General features: G+C 56.8%; 20 protein-coding genes. 10 read left to right on the top strand and 10 right to left on the bottom strand.

Annotation, left to right across the window (positions count from 1 at the left end):
• Window positions 1–115 precede the first annotated feature (115 nt).
• Genes KDX30_RS06265 through KDX30_RS06280 form a run of 4 tightly spaced genes read left to right on the top strand, consistent with a single transcriptional unit; the run spans window position 116 to window position 5,405 of the window.
• Complete coding sequence (locus KDX30_RS06265) at window positions 116–1,306, top strand: glycosyltransferase family 1 protein (RefSeq protein ID WP_231675290.1); 1,191 nt, start codon at window positions 116–118, stop codon at window positions 1,304–1,306.
• Entirely contained in the window at window positions 1,294–2,484 is a 1,191-nt protein-coding gene (gene glf / locus KDX30_RS06270) for a UDP-galactopyranose mutase (RefSeq protein WP_231675291.1), read from the top strand. The genes KDX30_RS06265 and glf overlap by 13 nt, the downstream gene beginning before the upstream one ends.
• Window positions 2,485–2,533: 49 nt before the next feature.
• Window positions 2,534–3,649: a glycoside hydrolase family 1 protein gene (locus tag KDX30_RS06275; protein ID WP_231675292.1), complete on the top strand. Its 1,116-nt coding sequence runs from the start codon at window positions 2,534–2,536 to the stop codon at window positions 3,647–3,649.
• Window positions 3,639–5,405, top strand: coding sequence for an ABC transporter ATP-binding protein (locus KDX30_RS06280; protein ID WP_231675293.1), 1,767 nt, complete (start codon window positions 3,639–3,641; stop codon window positions 5,403–5,405). Before KDX30_RS06275 ends, KDX30_RS06280 begins: the two co-directional genes overlap by 11 nt.
• Before the next feature lie 458 nt (window positions 5,406–5,863).
• Here KDX30_RS06280 and KDX30_RS06285 read toward each other — a convergent pair whose 3' ends face one another.
• Complete coding sequence (locus KDX30_RS06285) at window positions 5,864–6,760, bottom strand: DMT family transporter (protein WP_231675294.1); 897 nt, start codon at window positions 6,758–6,760, stop codon at window positions 5,864–5,866.
• Between the two features lie 87 nt (window positions 6,761–6,847).
• Between KDX30_RS06285 and KDX30_RS06290 the strand changes: the two genes are divergently transcribed.
• Window positions 6,848–8,179 carry an aminotransferase-like domain-containing protein gene (locus tag KDX30_RS06290; protein ID WP_231675295.1) on the top strand — a complete coding sequence of 444 codons (1,332 nt, stop codon included), beginning with the start codon at window positions 6,848–6,850 and terminating at the stop codon, window positions 8,177–8,179.
• Here KDX30_RS06290 and KDX30_RS06295 read toward each other — a convergent pair.
• A complete protein-coding gene (locus tag KDX30_RS06295) occupies window positions 8,170–8,484 on the bottom strand; it encodes a DUF7693 family protein (RefSeq protein WP_231675296.1) in 315 nt (104 codons plus the stop codon). The genes KDX30_RS06290 and KDX30_RS06295 overlap by 10 nt on opposite strands.
• A gap of 90 nt (window positions 8,485–8,574) precedes the next feature.
• On the opposite strand from KDX30_RS06295, the gene KDX30_RS06300 reads away from it, so the two are divergent.
• Complete coding sequence (locus KDX30_RS06300) at window positions 8,575–8,946, top strand: PH domain-containing protein (RefSeq protein WP_027899651.1); 372 nt, start codon at window positions 8,575–8,577, stop codon at window positions 8,944–8,946.
• Between the two features lie 180 nt (window positions 8,947–9,126).
• The gene (locus KDX30_RS06305) at window positions 9,127–9,690 is read left to right on the top strand and encodes a GNAT family N-acetyltransferase (protein ID WP_099270530.1); all 564 of its coding nucleotides are present in this window, start codon (window positions 9,127–9,129) and stop codon (window positions 9,688–9,690) included.
• Window positions 9,691–9,930: 240 nt separating this feature from the next.
• On the opposite strand, the gene KDX30_RS06310 is transcribed toward KDX30_RS06305, so the two are convergent.
• From KDX30_RS06310 to KDX30_RS06345, 8 genes are all read right to left on the bottom strand, one after another.
• Complete coding sequence (locus tag KDX30_RS06310) at window positions 9,931–10,302, bottom strand: helix-turn-helix domain-containing protein (RefSeq protein ID WP_049826857.1); 372 nt, start codon at window positions 10,300–10,302, stop codon at window positions 9,931–9,933.
• A complete protein-coding gene (locus KDX30_RS06315; RefSeq protein WP_027899648.1) occupies window positions 10,241–10,495 on the bottom strand; it encodes a type II toxin-antitoxin system RelE family toxin in 255 nt (84 codons plus the stop codon). Before KDX30_RS06315 ends, KDX30_RS06310 begins: the two co-directional genes overlap by 62 nt.
• Before the next feature lie 259 nt (window positions 10,496–10,754).
• On the bottom strand, window positions 10,755–12,131 hold the full coding sequence (locus tag KDX30_RS06320; RefSeq protein WP_049827036.1) for a c-type cytochrome: 1,377 nt from the start codon (window positions 12,129–12,131) through the stop codon (window positions 10,755–10,757).
• Window positions 12,132–12,142: 11 nt separating this feature from the next.
• Window positions 12,143–13,912 carry a GMC family oxidoreductase gene (locus tag KDX30_RS06325; protein WP_122398488.1) on the bottom strand — a complete coding sequence of 590 codons (1,770 nt, stop codon included), beginning with the start codon at window positions 13,910–13,912 and terminating at the stop codon, window positions 12,143–12,145.
• Between the two features lie 36 nt (window positions 13,913–13,948).
• Window positions 13,949–14,668 carry a gluconate 2-dehydrogenase subunit 3 family protein gene (locus tag KDX30_RS06330; protein ID WP_027901258.1) on the bottom strand — a complete coding sequence of 240 codons (720 nt, stop codon included), beginning with the start codon at window positions 14,666–14,668 and terminating at the stop codon, window positions 13,949–13,951.
• A 704-nt stretch (window positions 14,669–15,372) separates the two neighbouring features.
• Window positions 15,373–15,807 (bottom strand): RidA family protein, encoded by a 435-nt coding sequence (locus tag KDX30_RS06335; protein WP_231675297.1) that lies wholly within the window; start codon window positions 15,805–15,807, stop codon window positions 15,373–15,375.
• Window positions 15,808–15,901: 94 nt separating this feature from the next.
• Window positions 15,902–16,363, bottom strand: a complete 462-nt coding sequence (locus tag KDX30_RS06340) for a hypothetical protein (RefSeq protein ID WP_122705576.1) — start codon at window positions 16,361–16,363, stop codon at window positions 15,902–15,904.
• Between the two features lie 285 nt (window positions 16,364–16,648).
• The gene (locus KDX30_RS06345) at window positions 16,649–16,864 is read right to left on the bottom strand and encodes a type II toxin-antitoxin system prevent-host-death family antitoxin (protein ID WP_095100015.1); all 216 of its coding nucleotides are present in this window, start codon (window positions 16,862–16,864) and stop codon (window positions 16,649–16,651) included.
• 388 nt (window positions 16,865–17,252) lie between these two features.
• Here KDX30_RS06345 and KDX30_RS06350 point away from each other — a divergent pair, with 388 nt between their 5' ends.
• From KDX30_RS06350 to KDX30_RS06360, 3 genes are all read left to right on the top strand, one after another.
• Complete coding sequence (locus tag KDX30_RS06350; RefSeq protein WP_027901254.1) at window positions 17,253–17,516, top strand: hypothetical protein; 264 nt, start codon at window positions 17,253–17,255, stop codon at window positions 17,514–17,516.
• Window positions 17,517–17,758: 242 nt separating this feature from the next.
• Window positions 17,759–18,004 (top strand): type II toxin-antitoxin system ParD family antitoxin, encoded by a 246-nt coding sequence (locus KDX30_RS06355; RefSeq protein WP_027901253.1) that lies wholly within the window; start codon window positions 17,759–17,761, stop codon window positions 18,002–18,004.
• A complete protein-coding gene (locus tag KDX30_RS06360) occupies window positions 17,997–18,287 on the top strand; it encodes a type II toxin-antitoxin system RelE/ParE family toxin (protein WP_027901252.1) in 291 nt (96 codons plus the stop codon). The genes KDX30_RS06355 and KDX30_RS06360 overlap by 8 nt, the downstream gene beginning before the upstream one ends.
• Window positions 18,288–18,304 lie beyond the last annotated feature (17 nt).

An 18,304-nucleotide genomic window follows, 5' to 3' on the forward strand; every position in this document is an offset into this window, starting at 1 on the left:
CGCGCAGAACGTGATCCTCAATCACCGAGTAGCGTTTTATTCAACAGACGAGTGTCTTCGAGGCCGCGATCAAGCTGGCTTCAGTCTCGGATCCATATTTCAAAAGGAATCCGACATGAATTTTCCAGAGCAGCCTGACGACGCCCTTTCGCTGGTGAAAATCGACACCCCATCACGTGCAATCAGTCTGGCCAGACCTACTTTGCTGTGTCTGTCTCATTTGCGCTGGGGGTTCGTTTATCAGCGACCGCAACACGTCATGTCGCGTTTGGCCAAGGATTACGATGTGTTGTTCTTTGAAGAGCCAATCTTCACGGACACACCTCAGCCGGCACTCGATATCTCGCAACCTGCAACGGGCATTACCGTCATCGTGCCCCTTTTTGCCCATGGCACCAGCGCTGCGCAAGCAGTGGAATGGCAACGCGAATTGCTTGACGGGTATCTGGCCGAACATTCGGGCAAAGACCTACTCTCGGCCAAAGAGCTACTGCTGTGGTATCTCACACCCATGAGCCTGTCATTCACCGAGCACCTGAAAGCTCGCGTGACGATTTTTGACTGCATGGACGAGCTGTCGGCCTTCAAGGGCGCACCGTCTGATTTGCTGGAAAAAGAACGTCAGTTGATGGCTAGGGCCGACGTGGTGTTCACCGGCGGCTACAGCTTGTGGGAGGCGAAGAAACTTCAGCATGGCAACGCCCATCCCGTGCCCAGCAGCGTCGATATTGCACACTTCGCAGCGGCCCGTGACAGGCTTCCAGAACCCGCGGACCAGGCTGGCATTGGTTATCCCCGACTGGGGTTCTTCGGCGTCATCGATGAGCGATTCGACATCGAACTGGTCAGCGAACTGGCTAGCCAACGACCTGACTGGCAGGTCGTGCTGATTGGTCCGGTGGTAAAAATCGACCCTGACTCACTGCCGCGCCAGCCCAATATTCACTATTTGGGGCCCAAGAGTTATGCCGAGCTACCGCTGTATCTGTCGGGATGGGACGTGGCGCTGATGCCATTCGCGATCAACGAATCGACGCGATTTATCAGCCCGACCAAAACGCCGGAATACCTGGCGGGCGGCTGCCCGGTAGTGTCCACGCCCATTCGCGACGTGATCAGCGGCTATGGCAATTCAGGTGTAGTCACCATCGCCGATTCGCCGCACGCATTCATTGCGGGAATTGAGGCTGCGCTGAAATCCAGGGCTGACGTCTCATTCAACCAACGCGCTGACGCAGTGCTGGATGGCATGTCGTGGGATAAAACCTGCGCCCTCATGAAGGAGCAGATCGAATGCCTACGGTAACGATGGAGAACGCAAAAAAAGGCCCGTCGCAGGCAGGTGAGAAGCGCATTTACGATTATCTGATCGTCGGCGCAGGCTTTGCCGGATCGGTGATCGCCGAGCGTCTGGCGCAGGGCCTCGACAAGAATGTGCTGGTAGTCGACCGGCGCTCGCACATCGCCGGTAACGCCTATGACCACCTGGATGAAGCCGGAATCATGGTCCACCGCTATGGGCCGCATATCTTCCACACCAATGCGCAGCGCATCGTCGACTACCTGTCGCTGTTTACCGAATGGCGTCCTTATGAGCATCGGGTGCTGGCACAGGTGGACGAGCATCTGTTGCCGATACCAATCAATCTGACCACGTTGAATACGCTGTATGGTCGCGCTATGGACGAGCACGAAGCCGAGGTTTTTCTGGCGGAGCGCGCAGAGCCTGTGGCGGATATTCGCACCTCTGAAGACGTCGTGATCAACCAGATCGGGCGTGAGTTATACGAGAAGTTTTTTCAGGGCTACACCCGCAAGCAGTGGGGCCTGGACCCGTCGGAACTGGACAAGTCAGTCACCTCCCGCGTGCCCACGCGTACCAATAATGATGATCGGTATTTCACTGACGCTTTCCAGATGATGCCGCTGCATGGCTATACCCGCATGTTCGAAAACATGCTCGATGATCCACGCATCGACGTGTTGCTCAATACTGACTTCACCGCAGCCCGGGATCAGGTCAGCTATCGGGAGATCATTTACTGCGGGCCGGTCGATGAGTATTTCGACTTCTGCTTTGGCCGGTTGCCGTATCGCTGCCTTGAGTTCAAACACGAGACGCTGCCTGTCGAACAGTTCCAGCCGGTGGCCGTCGTCAACTATCCCGATCAGAGCGTGCCTTACACACGGATTACCGAGTACAAGCAGTTGACCGGCCAGACGCATCCGTTGACCAGCATCAGCTATGAGTTTCCGTGTGCTGAAGGCGACCCGTACTACCCGATTCCGCGCCCGGAAAACGCAGAGCTGTACAAGCGCTACAGCGCGCTGGCGGATGAAACCGAGGGCGTCACTTTTCTGGGGCGGCTGGGTACTTACAAGTACTACAACATGGATCAGGTGGTGGGGCAGGCGCTGGCGCTCTATCAACGTATCGAAAAGGAGTCTAACGCGGCGCTAAGCCACGCAGTCGGGTCACTCTGATGTGCGGCCGGCAAGCGCTGCCATTGAGTTGTTTTCGCGGGTGGCTGTGATGACCTCCCCCCGGCTGTTCAACTCGTTTGTCATGGCCGGTTATGAGTGTTCCTCACACCGTCGCCGGGATGGGCGGCGGCTGGACATGCTCGCCGAAACCGGCCACGCCCGAAGTGTTGAAAAGGATTACGCGCAACTGGCGTCACTGGGAATTGCCTGCGCCCGCGACGGACTGCGCTGGCATCTGATCGAGCCCCGACCGGGCTACTACGACTGGAGCAGTTTTCTGCCGATGCTGCGCGCTGCGCGCAATTACAACGTGCAGGTGGTGTGGGATCTGTGTCATTACGGCTATCCCGACGGGCTTGATATCTGGAGGCCTGAATTCGTGGAGCGCTTCGCCCGGTTTTCAGGAGCGGTTGCCCAACTGATGAAAGACGAAGGCATGGACGTACCGTTTTTCTCGCCCATCAACGAACTCTCTTTCTGGAGCTGGGCGGGCGGTGACGTGGGGTATTTCAACCCTGGCACCCACGGGCGAGGGCAGGAGCTCAAACATCAATTGGTACGCGCCAGTATCGCGGCGATTGAGTCGATTCGTCAGCGCACGCCGGACGCGCGTTTTGTGCAGTGTGATCCATTGATCAATGTGGTGGCGGGGTCAAGTCGAAGCGACGAGATCAATCAGGCCGAACAGTATCGATTGGCGCAGTTTGAAGGCTGGGATTTGTTGACGGGTCGTCAGTGGCCAGGCCTAGGTGGGCGAGAAGAATACCTGGACATCGTCGGGGTCAATTTCTACCCGCAAAACCAGTGGGTACTCAACGGCGGGAAAATCCTGCGCGGCGAGCCTGCCTATCGTCCATTCGCGGGTATGCTCAAGGAGGTGCAGCAGCGTTATGAGCGGCCCTTGTTAATCTCGGAGACCGGTGCCGAAGACGAAGAACGTGTGCCTTGGCTCGACTACGTCAGCACACAGATCGCTTTGGCCCGGCAGCGAGGCGTGGAAGTGGAGGCGCTGTGCTGGTATCCGTTTCTGGACTATCCCGGCTGGGACGACGGTCGATACTGCCCGGCAGGCCTGTTTGGTTATGCGGACGGCGAGGGCAATCGGGCACCGCATCATCCTTTGTGTGTGCAGATCCAGGCGCTTTCGACTCGCCATGATCAATAGCCGAATACGGGAACGCCCGCTGCCTGATACTCCAGTGCCTTTTCTATGGCGTTACGTCCGGGTACGGCCCTGGCACTTCGGCACCATGCTGGTTCTGGTTGTGGGGGCAGCGAGTTGTGCGGTTGCCGTGCAATACGGCATGAAGCTGCTGGTGGACGCCATGGCCATTGAGGATCGCGCGGCAGGTCATGTGTGGTTCCCGTTTGTGTTGTTTATTGCGCTCATAGTGCTGGAGAACCTGTTCTGGCGGGCAGGTGGCTGGCTCGGATGTCGAACCGTGGTTGGCAGTTGCGCGGATTTGCGCATCGACTTGTTCAGCCATTTGACGGGGCATCCGATGCGCTACTTTTCCCAGCACTTTGCGGGGGCGCTGGCTAACCGGATTTCATCGGCGGGCGCGGCAGCCGGGTCCATCTACGGCGGGCTTGCGTGGAAAATCATCCCTCCGTGTGTCGATTTTCTCGGCGCGGTCATCGTGCTGTGTACGGTGCGATTGTCCATGGCGCTGGTTTTGATCGCTTGCGTAATCGCGGTCGCCGCCTTGATCACGTTGATTGGTATAAACGGCCGGGCCAAGCACATTGCCTTTGCTTCGCAGTCAGCGCGGGTGGGTGGCGAGATCGTCGACCTCGTGTCCAACGTGTGGAGCATCAAAGCTTTTTCTGCCCGTGAGCGGGAGCGTTTAAGGCTGGAAAAAGCCATAGGTGTCGAAGCGAAGGCCCAAAGCCGCAGCTGGATTTATCTGGAAAAAGCCCGCGTGTTGCATGACGTCTGCCTGTCGGTGATGGCCGGGGGCATGCTCGGTTGGGCCATAGACTTATGGGTCGACGGTTCGGTAACAGCGGGTGATGTGGTGATGGTCAGCGCATTGACCTTTCGCATCCTTCACGGCTCGCGGGATCTGGCCCTGGCTCTAGTGGATACCTCCCAACAAATGGGCGTGATCGCTGAGACGCTCAGCATTATTGCCCAGCCCCATGGCTTGAGCGATACCCACGAAGAACTGGCTCCGACGCGGGGCAATATTCGCTTCATCGACGTGAGCTACAGCTACCCGGACGGACGTTCGGTGTTCAAGCATTTCTTTCTGGAGATACCGGCGGGGCAAAGCGTCGGCATTGTTGGCGTGTCGGGTGCAGGTAAATCGACCCTGATCAGTCTGTTGCAACGCCTGGACGATGTGCGCAGCGGCATCATCCTGATCGACGACCGCGACATCCGCTCCGTCAGTCAGGACAGCCTGCGTCGACAGATATCAGTGGTCCCCCAGGAGACCGCCCTGTTCAATCGCAGCATCTATGAGAACATTGCTTACAGCCAACCCAAGGCTACTGAGCAACAGGTGATCGATGCGGCGCGGCAAGCCTATTGCGAAGACTTCATCAACTCGCTGCCCAGTGGCTACGGTACGCAAGTGGGCGAGCGCGGCGTGATGTTATCGGGCGGCCAGCGGCAACGGCTTGGCCTGGCGCGGGCGTTTCTGCGCAACTCTCCGATCCTGATTCTGGACGAGGCCACTTCCGCGCTGGACTCGGAATCCGAGAAGGTCATCCAGATGGCGCTGGCTAATCTGATGCGCGGGCGCACGGTGCTGGCCATCGCCCACCGATTATCGACCATTGCCAGCTTTGACCGGGTTCTGGTGCTGCAGAGTGGTCGCGTGGTGCAGGACGGTTCGCCAACTGAATTGCGCAGTCAGGACGGGGTATTTCGAACGCTTTGGCTGACGCAAAGCATGAATGCCCCGGAGGAGTGAATGCGTTCGATGCTCAACGTTTTCACCGTGTTCCGCAGCCAAACTTGCGGTGGGTTAAAAAGTTGAGGTGACTGAGTACCAAAGCAAACTAGAACCCGATGAAATGCGTGCTGACAGCCTCACGCTCGAAGGCAGGATTATCGTGCTGGATTGATTCGGTCAGCTTTCTGTTATCAAGCAGCGGGCGATCAGGGTAATCAGATAGCGCCGCTCCAGGTAGGAGGCAACTTGTTGGCGAGAGGCTTTACGCGTTGGTTCAGGCCTGACGCCTCGCGAACAAGTTCGCTCCTACCGTTTGGCGCCGCGCAAGGGTGCAGGGCGATCAGATAGCGCCGCTCCAGGTAGGAGGCAACTTGTTGGCGAGAGGCTTTACGCGTTGGTTCAGGCCTGACGCCTCGCGAACAAGTTCGCTCCTACCGGTTTGGCGCCGTGCCAGGGTGCAGGGCAATTTCTACCCGCTACCGGGCAAACCTCCTCGCACCCACCACACAAATAATCACCGCAACCGTTACCCCGAGCATCCCCGCGCTGACCTGTTCATGCAGCAACGTCGCCGCCAGCGCCAGCCCGAAAAACGGTTGTAGCAATTGCAGTTGCCCAACTGCAGCGATCCCGCCTTGTGCGAGGCCGCGGTACCAGAACACGAAACCGATCAGCATGCTGAACAGCGATACGTAGCCCAGACTCAGCCAGGCGGGCGGGCTGATACTCGAAAACGACGGTGGACTCAGCAAAACGCTGAGCACCGCCATGAACGGCAGCGACAGCACCAACGCCCAACTGATCACCTGCCAGCCACCCAGTGTTCTGGAGAGTCTGGCCCCTTCGGCATAACCCAAGCCGCAGACCAGAATCGCCAATAGCATCAGGACATCGCCGGTGGCCGAGGCCTTCAGGCCCTGAGAGAGGGCGAAGCCGACCACCGTCAGGCTGCCCAGCACCGAGAATAACCAGAAGGCTGCACGGGGCCGTTCGCCTCCGCGCAGCACGCCGAATATTGCCGTGGCCAGTGGTAATAAGCCGAGGAAGACGATGGAGTGCGCTGACGTCACGTGCTGCAACGCCAGCGCGGTCAATAGTGGAAAGCCGACGACGACGCCAATGGCGACGATCAATAAAGACAGTAATTGGTGGCGTGCCGGACGCTGCTCTTTGAACAGCAACAACACGCACAGCGCAAGCACGCCTGCCAGGGTTGCCCGGGCGACGGTCAAAAACACCGGGTCGAATTCCAGGACTGCAACCCGAGTAGCAGGCAGCGAGCCACTGAAAATCACGACGCCGATAAAGCCGTTGATCCAGCCTCGGGTGGCATTTTCCATTGGAACGATTTTTGGGGCAGATGCTTGTTCCATGCGGGCCACTCTCAAGTCGGGTTGCGTAAAGGCATCCTAGGACCGAGTATCAGTACAATCAAAAAATTGTCATGGATACAGTTCGACATGCCACACGCCCGCTACAAATCACTGGTGGATGCGTTCGCCGCGGATATTCGTTCGGGGCGCTTGCCGCCGGGAACGCGCTTACCCACACACCGAACCCTGGCCACGGCTGAGGGGTTGGCGCTGGCTACGGCGTCCAGGGTCTATGCCGAGCTGGAGGCCATGGGACTGGTGAGTGGGGAAGCAGGGCGGGGCACGTTCGTTCGGGAGACCTCATTGCCGGCGGGGCATGGCATTGATCAGCCTGACGTCGCAACCGGCGTTATCGACCTCAATTTCAACTATCCGTCATTGCCGGGGCAGGCCGAGCTGTTGCGCACTGCGCTGCGCCAGTTGGCATTGTCCGGTGATCTGGAATCGCTGTTGCGCTACCAGCCTCATGCCGGGCGAAGCCATGAGCGGGCGTCCGTGGCGCGTCATCTACGCAGTCGTGGGCTGACCGTCGAGGCCGGTCAGGTGTTGTTGGTCAATGGCGCTCAGCATGGTTTGACGGTGGCGATGATGGCGCTGTTCAAACCCGGTGATGTGGTGGCGGCTGATGCGTTGACCTATCCTGGTTTCAAGGTGTTGGCTGAGTCCCTGAGCCTGGAAGTTTTGCCTGTTCCTGTGACGGATTCAGGGCCTGATCTGGATGCACTGGAGGAACTCTGCCGACGCAGAACAGTGCGGGGGGTCTACAGCATGCCGACCTTGCATAACCCCATGGGCTGGGTGATGGGTATCGAGCAGCGCGAGCGGCTGGTGCAGATTGCGCGACAACATGCGCTGTCTATCATCGAAGACGCGGCTTACGCTTTTCTTGCGCCCAATCCGCCACCGCCTTTGGCGCACCTGGCTCCGGAGCGCACAGTGTATGTTTCCGGCCTGTCGAAGAGCGTCGCCACCGGGCTGCGGTTTGGATTCATTGCTGCCCCGGCCTCCCGCGTCAGTGCGCTCGAACGCGCGATCAGAGCCACAAGCTGGAACACTGCCGGGGTGATGACGGCGATTGCTACCGGCTGGCTGGATGACGGCACTGTCAGCAGGCTGGAGGCGCAAAAGCGTGCGGATGCCAAAGCCAGACAATTGCTGGCGGATGAGCTGTTGGGGGAAGTGAATTGCGTTCGTCATCCCTGTTCGTATTTCACCTGGCTGCCATTGGCCGAAGATGCACGAGCGGATCAGGTTGCGGCGGCGCTGATGCGCGAGAACATTTCGGTGTCCACTGCCGAGCCTTTCGCGGTGTCCGTACACGTGCCGCATGCGATCCGCCTGGCACTCGGCTCTGTAGACATGCCCACGCTACGTACTGCACTGAAAACGGTGAACCGTGTCGTTGGGGCTTATTCCTGAGTTGTGGACAACTTCAGCAGGCGCTGCAGTTGTTCATGTTCCCAGATACTCAGCAGCTTGACCGGGTCGGTGCCGTAGCGCTGCCAACTGTCTGCGGTCCCGTGACTGCCTTCGGGTGACCGGCAGGCCTGGCAATGGCTCAGCTTGTTCTCCTCACTGACCAGTGTGAGCTGCCAGCCATCCACCTCGATTTCGATTTGCCCTTTTCGGCTTTTCACCGCGTGCAACGTTCGCGTTTCGAGGGCGATGTCTTTCAGGAGTTGATAGATGTCGCGGGCCGTCAGATCGGTAGTGCTTTTTACCATACAGATATTCTCTTGTTGAAACCGATGCGGCACTGCCTGAACATGCCCGCAGCAATCCGGGAAGATTACTTTACAGGCGAGGCGCGGTGGATGATCGATTTCAATAACAAAGGCTTCTTCAAACTCAAGCAGAACGATGAATACGCCGAGCGTGTGACGGCGCTTTTGCTGGAAGGTGAGCAGGTCATTGATTCATACAAGTCCATGCGCGACGGCGTGGTGTTTACCAACAAGCGCATCATCGCCGTCAACGTGCAAGGTCTGACCGGCAGCAAGAAAGACTTCACCTCATTGCCGTATAAAAATATCGTCGCGTATTCCATCGAAACCTCCGGCACCTTCGACCTGGACTCGGAGCTTGAAATCTATTTTTCCGCACTGGGCAAAGTGAAGTTCGAGTTCACCGGGAAGACTTCCATGGTTGAGATTTCCAGGCTGATATCCAGGCATCTGTTGGGGTAGTTTCAACTGATAGGCGGCCCTTGTAGGAGCTGCCGAAGGATGCGATCAGTTATACCTGACACACCGCTATTCGCAGCCTGCGGCAGCTCCTACAGTGGTGTGTCCAGCGAGTTCGCCTCTTGGCACATTGCGCGCCAGGCCTGAAACTTCCCCTTTGACCCACATCTTCAAGGTTGTCCCATGATCAACATCCGGCCCATGACCGCCGAAGACTTCGAGCTTTTCTGGCCCACTTTTCAGAGCGTGATCGCTGCCCGGGAAACCTACGCCTACGATCCGCAACTGACCCGTGAGCAGGCCCTGCACCTATGGCTGGAAATGCCGCTGCACACCTTCATCGCCGAAGAGGAGGGCGTACTGCTCGGCAGCTACTACCTCAAAGCCAACGCCGCAGGTCCCGGCAGCCACGTGTGCAATTGCGGCTACATGGTCACCGAAGCGGCGCGCGGGCGTGGGGTTGCGCGGTTGATGTGCGAGCACTCACAGAAGGTAGCCATTGAAAGCGGTTTCCTCGCCATGCAATTCAACTCAGTGGTTGCGAGTAATGAAGTGGCGGTGGCGTTGTGGCAGAAGCTCGGTTTCGACGTCGTCGGCCGACTGCCACGTGCTTACCAGCATGCGCGGTTGGGGTTGGTGGATTGTCTGGTGATGTTCAAGTGGCTGACCGAAGACGCGCCGCAAAAGCCGATGCTGATCGGGCGCAAGAATATCGAGTCGGTGGTGTCGCGGCCGCGGCGCAAGTAGGCCTGATATTGCGGCCCTGTGGGAGATTCTATGTTGGCCTGCAATCTGTGGGAGCGAGGCTTGCCCGCGATGCAGGCGACTCGGTTTGTCAACTGCACCTCGTCACCGTTCATCGCGAGCAAGCTCACTCCTACAGGTGAGTACCAATATTTGTGAGCTTTGCCTGGACTTGCATCCTGTTGTCGCACCGGGCGCGATTTCAACAAAACAGTATTTCACTGCTTTATTTGGATCACACTCTCAAAGCTCCAGTTGATCTGCACTGATACCAAATGCCAGCGCAATTTTTTCTCGGGTAACTTTGCGCGGCCTGGCGACAGTTTCCTGTTGCGCGTAAGCCGGTTGGGTGATGGCCAGTCGCTGGGCGACATCTTCTTGAGTCAGTCCCAAGTGCTCACGCCAAGCGCGAATAGGGGAGGCTCCATCGACGATGCGACTGACCACCTCATGGGGGATCAAGTCGCTTTGATTTTTGTGTTGAGCCACGTATTGCGCGTACGGGATCACCACGAATGCCGGTTTTCCATCCGGACCGTTGATGATTTGAACGTCAGTAGGTGCGTCCGTCACGTTTCTTGACCTCTTGTATGCTGACGATTTTGACTGTGCCATCCCAATCGAACAGGACTCGGTAGTTACCAACTCTCAACCGGTATCCGTGTTCATGTCGGACCAGCATCTTGACGTTGGCTACGTCCGGCATAACCGTGAGCATGGTCACCGCATCGCGAATCTGAACCTGATGTGGCGTGTGCAATTTCAGGAGTTGCTTAACGGCCTTACGGGTCCAGTTAATGGTATTCACAGGCAATATATAGGTCTTTTATAAGTAATTCTCGCATATTTACTTATAATTCTGGATTTGCCAATGATCACACCCTTGCATAATGTTGCCGCCCAGACCAATTACCTCATACGCCCAATTGAGCTCGCAGGACCGGTTTCAGGCGGGAGAGCCTCGCGGCTAAAGCCGCTCCTACGGGTGTTTACGGTTGGTTTGCCCACCAACAAAAAGCCCGCACAAGGCGGGCTCTCTGAACAGCTCTGACTACAACGAGTAAAACTTACTTCTCGTTACTGGCCTCAAGCTTTTTCTGTTGCTTCGGATGCCCTTCGGCCAAGGCCGTGCGGACTTCCTGAACCAGTTTCGCAGACACCGCAGGCGCCTGGTTGGACCAGCCCTGACGCAGGAAGGTCGCCAACTCGGCTACTTCTGCGTCGTTCATGCGCTCTGCAAAACCTGGCATCGGCAGGATCGACGGGCCTCGCGCGGTGGATGGCGTTTTTGCGCCAGCGAGAATCACGTGAACCAGCGCGGTCGGGTTTTCGGCGTTGATGATCGAAGCACCGTCCAGACGCGGGAAGATCCGTGAAGCGCCTTCACCTTTGACAAAGTGGCACGCGCCACAGTTATCCAGGTACAGACGTTCGCCCAGTGTCAGGTCTTTGGCTGCGGTCAGCTTGCTGGCCGTGGCGGCGCTGCGCTCAGCATTGTGCTGATAAACAGTTTCGCCATTCTTGTCAGCGGGGCCAGACAACGACTTCAGATAAGCCGCCATCGCATGCAGGTCTTCATCGGTCATGTGCGACGTGCTGTTGGCGACAACGTCAGTCATTTCACCGGCAACCGACGCTTTGGCATTACGGCCAGAACCGAGGTAGTCGACGATTTCGTCCTGCGACCAGTGAGCAACGCCACGGATCGAAGGCACCGCCCAGTCGTTAAGCAGAGCGCCCGTCAGATAGTCGCTGCTTTTCTCGTCGAGGCCTTTTTCCTGCATGGTCAGCGCACGTGGTGTGTGGCAAGAACCGCAGTGGCCCAGGCCCTGTACCAGATACGCGCCGCGAACCAGTTGCGGATCGGTGCCCGCAACAGGTGTAACAGTGGACTCAGGTGTCGGCGAGAAGAACGTGCGCCAGTAAGCCAGCGGCCAGCGAATCGACAGTGGCCACGGAATATCGTTGGCCTGATTGGCTTGCTTGACTGGCTCAACGCCTTTCATGAAGTACGCATACAACGCTTGCGTGTCTTCATCCGAGACCTTGGCATACGACGGGAAAGGCATCGCCGGGTACAGCGCGCTGCCATCGTGACCCACACCGCGACGTACCGCGCGCTCGAAGTCGCCATAGGTCCAGCCACCGATACCGGTGTCTTTATCCGGCGTGATGTTGGTGGCGTAGATCGTACCGATTGGCGACTCGATACCACGACCGCCCGCGAAGGTTTTGCCATCGTGAGCGGTGTGGCACGCCACGCAATCGCCAGCGCGTGCCAGGTAAGCGCCTTTGCTGATGAGTTCAGGCGTCACTTCCTGAGTCATCTGCGCAGATGCGTCACCCGATTTGTTGAGGAACACACTGACCAGCCAGGCCAGCAGGGCAAGCACTACACAAACTGCCAGAAGTACAAGCAGCGGAGAGCGGGATCTGGATTTCATGTTCTCGCTCCTCACACCTGAACCAGTGGGCCAGGGTTTTTGATGTAGTGGTCTTTGATGGCCTGAGCCGAGAACAGGGTCAATGCGCCGATCAATGCAGTCGGGTTGGCCTGGAAGTTCTGCGGGAAGGCGTTGCCGCCCGGTACGAAGACGTTATGCACGTCCCAGCTCTGCAGATAGCGATTGAGTGCCGTGGTTTTCGGATCGTCGCCCATGACCGCGCCGCCCACGTTGTGGGTGGATACGTACTTGGTGATATCCCAATGAGAGTCCATCGCCAGGAAGCTTTCGCTGTAGCTGTCCGGACCCAGTTCCTTGGTGATATCCAGCACGATTTTGCGCAAGTGCTGCTGCAGTTTCAGCTCGTTCTGTTTCCAGTCGAAGGTGATACGCAGCAGTGGCAAGCCCCATGGATCCTTGTACGTCGGGTCCAGGTCCACGTAGTGACCACGATAAGACTGGCAACTGGTGGTGATGCTCACTTTCATCGAGTGGCCGTACCAGTCCTGCATGCCATCTTTCCAGCCCTGGCCCCAATCCGGCGTGCCGCTTGGCAGCGCTGTACCGATAGGTGCACCGGTGGCTTGAGAACTGTGAATCTTCGCGCCGCCAATGAAGCCCAGTGCTGCGCCGTCGTAGTTGCCCGGCGAAACGTCGTTGAACATCTGGCCAGTAGCACCAGCGGTGGCGAACGGGTTGAACTCCTTGTCTTTGAAGAACAGCGTGGAACCGCCGTTGCTCAGGAACGCGTAGTTACGGCCAACAGTACCGGTTTCGGTGATCGGATCGTAAGGCTTGCCGATACCGGACAACAGCATCAGGCGCACATTTACGAACTGGAAGCCCGCCAACACAACGATGCCAGCAGGCTGGAATACCAGGTTGCCGTCGGCGTCGGCGTAGGTCACGCCTTTGGCGGTCTTGCCGTCCGGGTGCAGTTCAACTTTCAGTACGTTGGCGTTAACCCGGTACGAGAAGTTTTCCATGCGCTTGAGCGAATCCAGCACCGCGGTTTGTGGCGAGGCTTTCGAGTAGTTCAGGCACGGGTACTTACTGCAATAACCGCAGTAGTTACACGGCGCGATCTGATTGCCGTACGGGTTGGTCCACGCCTGAGAGACGTTTGCCGACGGGTTCGGAAACGGGTGATAGCCCATCTTGCGCGCCACGTCTGCAAACATCTTGCAGTTCAGGGTGTCTTCAAGGGGCGGCAGCGGGAAGGCACTGGAGCGCGGCCCTTCGAACGGGTCACCGCCTTCGATGATGCGACCTTGCAGGTTGCCGGTATTGCCCGACAGGCCACAGATCTTGTCGAACTTGTCCAGGAACGGTTCGATTTCATCCCATGTGAACGGGTAATCGCCGATGCGCATGTCTTCTTGCAGGATGCCCGGCTTGTAAGCCTGGTCTGCATAGGTCTTGAGCTTGATGTCGGTCGGGGTCGGACGAATCAATACGCCGGTCCAGTGCAGGCCCGAGCCCCCCACGCCAGTACCTGGCTCGAAAGCGCCCCATTTACGGGTAGGCAGAGCAACGTCGTTGGCGGTGTGGCGAACAGTCATGGCCGCCGCTTTTGGCGTGGCCATGATCTTGTTGCGGATGCCGTAGGCGTATTGATCCGCTGGTTTTGGATAGGCGAAGTCGGTGTTGTTGCGATCTTCACCGCGCTCCAGAGCGCGTACTTTCAAACCTGCCTGAGCCAGTTCAATGCTCATCAACGAGCCAGCCCAGCCGAGGCCGACGACGACTACGTCGACTTCGTCATTAGTAATATTTGCCATGAGAAAACTATCCTGGAAATGCTTGGCGAAGGGAGATCAACCGCGCTGGCCGCTGATGCTGACCGGGCCGAGGGGGTACTTGACGTTGTGCTGTGTCACCCACTCCACGTAACTGGCGCGGGCTCCGGGGAAACCGATGGCGATCCAGGCTTTCATGCCCTTGTTGCCGCCATAGATCGGGTCCGAGAGGTAACCCTGCTTGGTGTGGTTCAACAGTTCGCCAAAGAACTGCTTGGACTTGAGCACGTCCTCGCCAAACGCTTTGAAGCTCACTTCGCCTTTCTGCAGCTGCTTCAAGACGTCTTCTTGCTTGGCTGCATCCAGAGACGCGAAGTTCTTCTGGTGCTTCTCCTGACAAAAGGCGTCAACGCTCTTGATGCCTTTTTGATAGATCTCTTGCGGACGATAAGGAATCTGATAACCCATTTCCGCCGGCGCATCGAGTTTGAAAGGACCTTCCAGATAGATCTCGCTGCCCAGATCGCTGGCCAGTTGCTGATCGATAAACACCGGGACGTTGGTTTCCAGCGCGCCAGGCCCACGGCCACCGGCCGGGATCAGGCGGTCACAGGCCGCCATGATGAAAGCCCATTCAGATGCGCTGAAAAAAGTCGGGCGATATTCTTCAAGTTTTGGCGCAACCATCTCCGCTGCTTCCGCAGCGCTCAGGCCTTTAATGGCGACGCCTATCGCAGGTAGTGCAATCAAGGAAGAAAGCAGAAACTTCCTTCGTGACGTTGGTTTATTCAACAACATGGTGAGGCCCCTATGAATGCTCACAAGAAAACCCCGGACGGTGCTATCGGAAATCGAAAGCCTCGACCTGCTGCGCAACCCCTTTAGCCAACGTAAATAGCGCGCAGCCGGATGCGCCTTCGATTGAAGGACATTGACAGCGACGTTTTCAGGTTCCGGATCGTTTCAACGAAACGCGATGGTTGGTGGTTCTTTCCAACCTGCGATGGTTAACGTAAAAGGCATACGTTACCAGTCAACGTACAACTCGCGATCATCTCAAGCGCTAGCGCGCAATCTGAAACAGGGCTGGCAGACCTCAAGGGTTGCTCTAATTGTGATCGTTTGCGTAGGTGCGACTGCATGAACAACATTCATCCAGCACAGCATTGAGGCGCGATACTCAAGTATCGTCTGCTCATCACGGGTAGCAGGATGCTATCAGGTTTGAAAAAGATGCGACAAATTATTTCCGATTTTTGTCAAGGTGTTGCGGTGTCGCATCCGGGACGCTTTCGGTATTTCCATGCCGCATATCGGCCAGATTGGCGACGATGGGGATCATCCTGATGATTTTCAGGCCGCGTCGCGTTATTTTCTGTGGGAGCAGAGCTTGCTCACGATGAACGATGGCTCGGTCCAAGGCTGCACACCGAGTCACCTGCATCGCGAGCAAGCTCTGCTCCCACAGCATCTTGCGTTTGCTGCGAGACCCTGGTCAGTTCTTACTGCTGCATTGGCAGTAACGCCGCAATAGCATCAATTTCAATCTGCATCCCGTCCAGCGCCAGACGCGGCACCGGAATCAATGTGCACACGGGCTTCATCGATGTTCCCCACGCTCGATCAGCTTCTTCAACCCAAATGCGCAGCTTTTCCTGGTCGTGATCGACAATCAGCAGCGTCAGTTTGAATACTTCATTCAGGCCGACGCCTTTGGATTGCAACGCAATGGCTAGGTTGGCGAGCGCCTGTCTGGCCTGCTCGGCAAACACTGAAGACAGTTGACCCTGTTGGTCTTCACCACCTTGCCCGGCGATGTACAGAAGCTTCGCCTGCGGCTGCAATTGGGCCACGTGGGAATAACCATTCGGACTCGGATCGTACAGGCCTCGTGGATTGGATAACTGAAAAGCAGGGGCGATATCGAGCTTGGACATAGGCTGACTCCTGATGAAAGAGTCGGCAGTTTCAGACCTCTAGTTAGGTTGAGGTCAAGCGGGTGTGAGAGTCGCCCTTTCTTACCGCTCTGAACTAGAGATTGATCAGCCGCTTAATCCCGTACATCAAGATCAGAAAAAGCAGGATTTTCGCGACATCAATCAAAGCCCGGAACGTAATCGGCCACCATTCATGAGGCTCGATTGCATCCTGATAAGCATATGAGTCGGTCGAGGCTCCGGTTTTCTGGAATTCATGTTCTCTTGCACGGCCCCAATACATGAACGCGAAGATAAGCCCGATAACGCCCAGCCCACCGAGTTGCTCATCAGGCGCGACCTCAATTGGCGGTCCCCAGAGGTAGCATGCACCCGCTATCACCCAGATCAGCATTCCCAGCCAGGTCAGGGTTTTGCGTGCTCGCACAGATGCCTTGAGGTTCGTGCGCACACTGAACGGGCAAAATTTTCCGTCGCGCTGAAGCCGGTCTTCAAGCGACACAATGTAGCCCGACACAAAGGCCAGAAAACCAATGAAAACTAATACAAAGGCCATCGGGGTTTGCTGCCTCAGCTAATTGAACGAAAGCTTGCGTTCACAGAATGTCCGCAGGTCGGGCATTTACTTGAGTAATTTGCGGTTATTGAGCGGGTGGGATCAAGCCCGCGTTGCCGGGGCCTCATCAAACAAAATTTAACCATCTGATGAAATACTTTTCGACTGTAGGAGCCTGTTGCCACGCGACAACGCCGCGTCGAAGACGGGACGGCCCCTCTTGCACGGAAAGATGAGGCTGGTCTGTGTGATCGTCCCGTAAGTGTTGAGCAGCAGCTTCATTTTTTACTTAAACAAATCAGCAATTTCTGAATCCATGGCTTCGAAAGCCTCAGCATTAAACCTCATATCGGGCAGCATTCCGCGTCGCTTAGAGGTTGTAGGCATCAGTTTAGTGACTGGAGATTCAGTCTTGGCAATGATGATTGTTTCACCATCCGCAGCCGCAACGACAGGCTGGGTCAGGTGTTTCTTGTCTCCATGGACGTTGTGAGTTTTCACGGTGGTGCTCCTGTAAGCCATCAAGCGTCAGTGCTGATTCTAGACCAGCATCATGTGGGTTCAGATCCAGGCTTATCAATGAAGCGATTTCACTCAGTCTGAACATCGATTTAACAGCGGTTGCACCAGGCAAACCCCGCACCTATCATTCGCCCCGTCGCTGCACATCAGCGACCGGATTTGGCGATCCGGCTCATACCTTTTCAACAGCTTCAGTTGCTGGTTGTCTTCACTTCGTGCGGGCGACATTTATGGCGGCTGTGCGCGGGAGACCTTCGGGTCTGCCGGGTGGGTATGACCGGTTCGCCAACCTGCGCACAGTTGCCACCTGATTTCGTTTGGCGACGAGACAGGTGGCGCGTTTAGCCATTACCCTCTGGATTCCTTAATGACCCAACATACTCCGCTGAATCAATTTCCCAATACCGTCCTCTTCATAAATCCCGAAGCCCCAATGGCCGACCTGCACCTCTGCGCCACACAACGCTTGCGCGCAGTCAAAAATCTGATGAGCTGCTTGGCTAGCACCACGACCAAAGACTCCGATGAGAACCAGTTGGCTCACGTCGCTGAGGCCGCTTTTCTGTTGCTGCAAGACAGCTGTGATGTGCTGGAGTTGATGGAAGTCCGGCTGGATAAACTGAGCGCCTGATAGAGCGCGCATGCTTGTCTGCGATTCAGGTTCCCCGGGCATCAGGTATAGCGGGTAATCATTGATCGCGGGCAAGCACAGCTCTCATAAAGGTATATCTTTCAGATAGTTAGATCGTGTTGAGCTCGGACGCCCTCGTCGCCGTTGATTTTGATCTACGCCTTACCGCCCAGCGGTGCGCATTTTTGCATCAATAGTATGACAAACTAACCACCATCTATAATCGAATCAGGGGGCTCGTCATGGGAACCGTACGCAAAACCATCACTGTCACTGACCAGCAAGATACCTGGATCAAATCGCAGATTGAGGCAGGCCGCTACACGAATGACAGCGAATATATCCGCGATTTGATTCGGCGCGAGCAGGAGCGCAGTGCTCAGATCGAGGGAATCCGCCTTGCACTTATTGAAGGCGAATCGAGCGGCGAAGCTCGTCCATTCAGTGCTGATGAATTCAAGCAGAGAATGTTGAGAGCGCATGACTGAATATCGTCTTACGCCTGCTGCTGAGCGTGACCTGGAAGGGATCTGGACCCACACGTTTCAAGAATGGGACGTGGCGCAGGCTAATCGTTACATCGACATCATCACGACAGCTCTCGCGGAGCTGGCGCAGTCACCTAAAATCGCACCGGCTTGCGATTTTATTCGGCCGGGCTATCGCCGCCGCACGGTAGAGCGACACGTAATCTACTTCCGAATCTCGGCGTACGGGATTGCGATCATTCGTATTTTGCATGACCGAATGGATGCACCGCGTTATGTGTGATCAGTTTGCGTCAAACG

It is taken from the genome of Pseudomonas quasicaspiana, from assembly GCF_021147825.1.
Taxonomy (GTDB): Bacteria; Pseudomonadota; Gammaproteobacteria; order Pseudomonadales; family Pseudomonadaceae; genus Aquipseudomonas; species Aquipseudomonas quasicaspiana.